Consider the following 3,039-nt stretch of genomic DNA (forward strand, 5'->3'; position numbering starts at 1 on the left):
CGCCGGGCGACCGCTGCCTCGGGCGCCACCGTCGGGCACGCCGGCGGCCGCCCGGACCTTTCCGGTACGGCCGCCCGTGGCTGACCTCGCCGCGGCCGAGCCCTGGTGCGTCCGCGAGACCGGGCTGTCCGAGGACTCGCTCAGCACCGCTGGACTGCGCCACGCCGAATCTCTCTTCGCGCTGGCCAACGGGCACATCGGACTGCGCGGCAACCTGGACGAGAACGAGCCCCAGGGCATGCCGGGCAGCTACCTCAACTCGTTCTTCGAACTGCGCGACCTCCAGCACGCCGAGGCCGGGTACGGCTACCCGGAGCTGTCCGAGACCATCGTGAACGCGCCGAACGGCAAACTGATCGCGCTGTGCGTCGACGACGAGCCGTTCGATGTGCGTACCGGTGAGCTCGTCTCCCACGAACGCGTGCTGGACCTGCGGGCCGGCACGCTGCGCCGCGAGGTCGCCTGGGTGTCGCCGGCCGGCACGGCCGTGCGGATCGTCAGCACCCGCCTGGTCTCCTTCCCGCACCCGTCGGTGGCCGCGATCCGCTACGAGGTGACAGCCGGCCCGGGTGTGCGGCTGCGCGTCGAGTCCGACCTGCTGGCCAACGAGGAGCAGCCGGAGCAGCGCGACGACCCGCGGGCCGCGACCACTCTGCACAACGCGTTGCGGCCGGTCCGGCACAGCGACGACGTCCTGGAGCACCGCACCCGGCGCAGTGACCTCGCGGTCGCCGCGGCCGTCAGCCACCACACCACCGGCACGCGGACGGTGACCAGCGAGCCGGACCGGATCCGCTGCACGATCACCGGCGAGGGCACGCTGCGGGTGGACAAGTTCCTCGCGTACGCGTGGGGTGCCGAGGCGTCGGCGGACCGGGCCCGCCAGGACCGCGATGCGGCGGTGTCGCTCGGCTTCGACGCTCTGGTGGCCGACCAGCGGGCATATCTGGACGAGTTCTGGGCGGCCGCGGACGTGGAGCTCGACGGCGACCCCGAGGTGCAGCAGGCCGTCCGGTTCGGCCTGTTCCACGTGCTGCAGGCCGGCGCCCAGGCGGGACCGCACCCGATCGCGGCGAAGGGCCTGACCGGCAACGGGTACGACGGCCACACGCTGTGGGACACCGAGTCGTTCGTGCTGCCCGTGCTGACGTACACCCACCCGGCCTGTGTCGGGCTGGCCCTGCGCTGGCGGCACGGCACGCTCGAGGCGGCCCGCGACCGGGCCCGGGAGCTGCGCCTGGCCGGCGCGACCTACCCGTGGCGGACAATCAGCGGCGCGGAGTGCTCCGGCTACTGGCCGGCCGGTACGGCGGCCCTGCACGTCAACGCCGACATCGCCGACGCCGTGCTGCGCTATGCCGCGGCGAGCGGGGACGACGACTTCCTGGCCGGGGCCGGGCTGGAGATCCTGGTCGAGACCGCCCGGCTGTGGTGCCGGGTCGCGCACGTGGCCGACGACGGCGAGTGGCACATCGCCGGGGTCACCGGCCCGGACGAGTACACGGCGCTGATGGACGACAACGTCTTCACCAACCTGATGGCCCGGCACAACCTGCGCGGCGCGGCCGAGGCCTGTGCCCGCTTCCCGGCGCAGGCCCACGACCTGGACGTCGGCGCCGACGAGCTGGCCGCCTGGCGCGAGGTCGCGGACCACCTGCACCTGCCGTGGTCCGAGGTGCGGCAGGTGCACGAGCAGGCGGCGGGCTTCACCAGGCTCCAGGAGTGGGACTTCGCCCAGACCAAGGACGACGACTACCCGCTGATGATGCACTTCCCGTACCTGGACCTGTACCGCAAGCAGGTGATCAAGCAGGCCGACGTGGTGCTCGCCATGGCATTGCGCTCGGACGCGTTCACCGCCGAGGAGAAGTCCCGCAACTTCGCCTACTACGAGGCCCGTACGGTCCGCGACTCGTCGCTGTCCGCGCCCGCGCAGGCGGTGCTGGCCGCCGAGACCGGGCACCTGGAGCTGGCCCACGACTACCTGGCCGAGGCGGCCCTGCTCGACCTGCGGGCCGGCGGCGAGTCCAGCGGCGACGGCCTGCACATCGCGGCGTGCGCGGGCTCGTGGATCGCGCTGGTGATGGGCTTCGGCGGGCTACGCGACCACGGGGGCCGGCTCAGCTTCGCGCCCCGGTTGCCCGAGCACCTGCCCCGGATGTGCTTCCGGTTGCGCTGGCGCGAGAGCAGCCTGCGGGTCACGGTCACCCCGGCCGAGGCGACGTACGAGGTGAGCGGGCCACCGGTGGAGATCACCCACCACGGCGAGACGCTGACCGTGGACGGCGACCCGGTCACCCGGCCGATCCCCCGCGTCGAGGAACGGGCCGCGCCGACGTCACCGTGTCCGCCGCAGCGCCGCCGCGACGCTCTGGAGGCCTGAGCCGGCTATCCGGGCCGGTGCGGATCCGGCGGTGGTGCCGTGGCCAGCAGCTGGAAGCACGGCCGGAGCAGGTCGATGATCTGCTCCGGGGAGGCGTCGGCGAGCCGGCCGAGGCGCAGCAGGTACCGCTCGATGATCACGCCGTGCACGATCGCGCTGAGCAGGCCGGCCCGCAGGTCGGCGTCGGCGGCCGGGATCGCGGCGCTGATCTTGCTGAGCTGCGGCTCCCCCGCGGCCCGGTAGCGCTCGGCGGCGTCGGCGTTGGTCAGCATGGAGCGCAGGACAGCCAGGGAGCCTACCGGTTCGCTGTCCAGGCGCCCGGCCAGCGAGGCGAGCAACGCCTCGGCCAGCTGCTCGGCACTGCCGGCGGGCAGCTCGTCCGTGGGCAGGCTCGCGGCCCGCGCGAAGAGCTCGTCCTTCGAGCCGAAGTAGTGCATGACCAGGCCGGGATCGACACCGGCCTCCTTGGCCACCGCCCGGATGGTGGTGCGGTCGTAGCCGAGGTCGGCGAACATCCGGCGGGCCGCGGCCAGGATGTTCTCCTCGGTCCGGCGGCGCTGCTGGGCCCGGGTCGGCTTGGGGCTCGGGTCGGTCACCGGTTCATTCTACGGACGTTGACTCAAGGCACCGTTCGTTCTACGGTCGTTGAATCAATG

2 protein-coding genes are annotated in these 3,039 nt (G+C 73.1%); one reads left to right on the top strand and one right to left on the bottom strand.

The window, feature by feature from the left end; all coding sequences use genetic code 11:
* Positions 1 to 76 precede the first annotated feature (76 nt).
* A complete protein-coding gene (locus AB0C29_RS41100; protein ID WP_360832569.1) occupies positions 77 to 2,383 on the top strand; it encodes a glycosyl hydrolase family 65 protein in 2,307 nt (768 codons plus the stop codon).
* 5 nt (positions 2,384 to 2,388) lie between these two features.
* Here the strand turns inward: AB0C29_RS41100 and AB0C29_RS41105 are convergent, their stop codons facing one another.
* Positions 2,389 to 2,979 (bottom strand): TetR family transcriptional regulator, encoded by a 591-nt coding sequence (locus AB0C29_RS41105; protein WP_360832572.1) that lies wholly within the window; start codon positions 2,977 to 2,979, stop codon positions 2,389 to 2,391.
* Positions 2,980 to 3,039 lie beyond the last annotated feature (60 nt).

The organism is Actinoplanes sp. NPDC048791 (assembly GCF_040650095.1).
Taxonomy (GTDB): Bacteria; Actinomycetota; Actinomycetes; order Mycobacteriales; family Micromonosporaceae; genus Actinoplanes.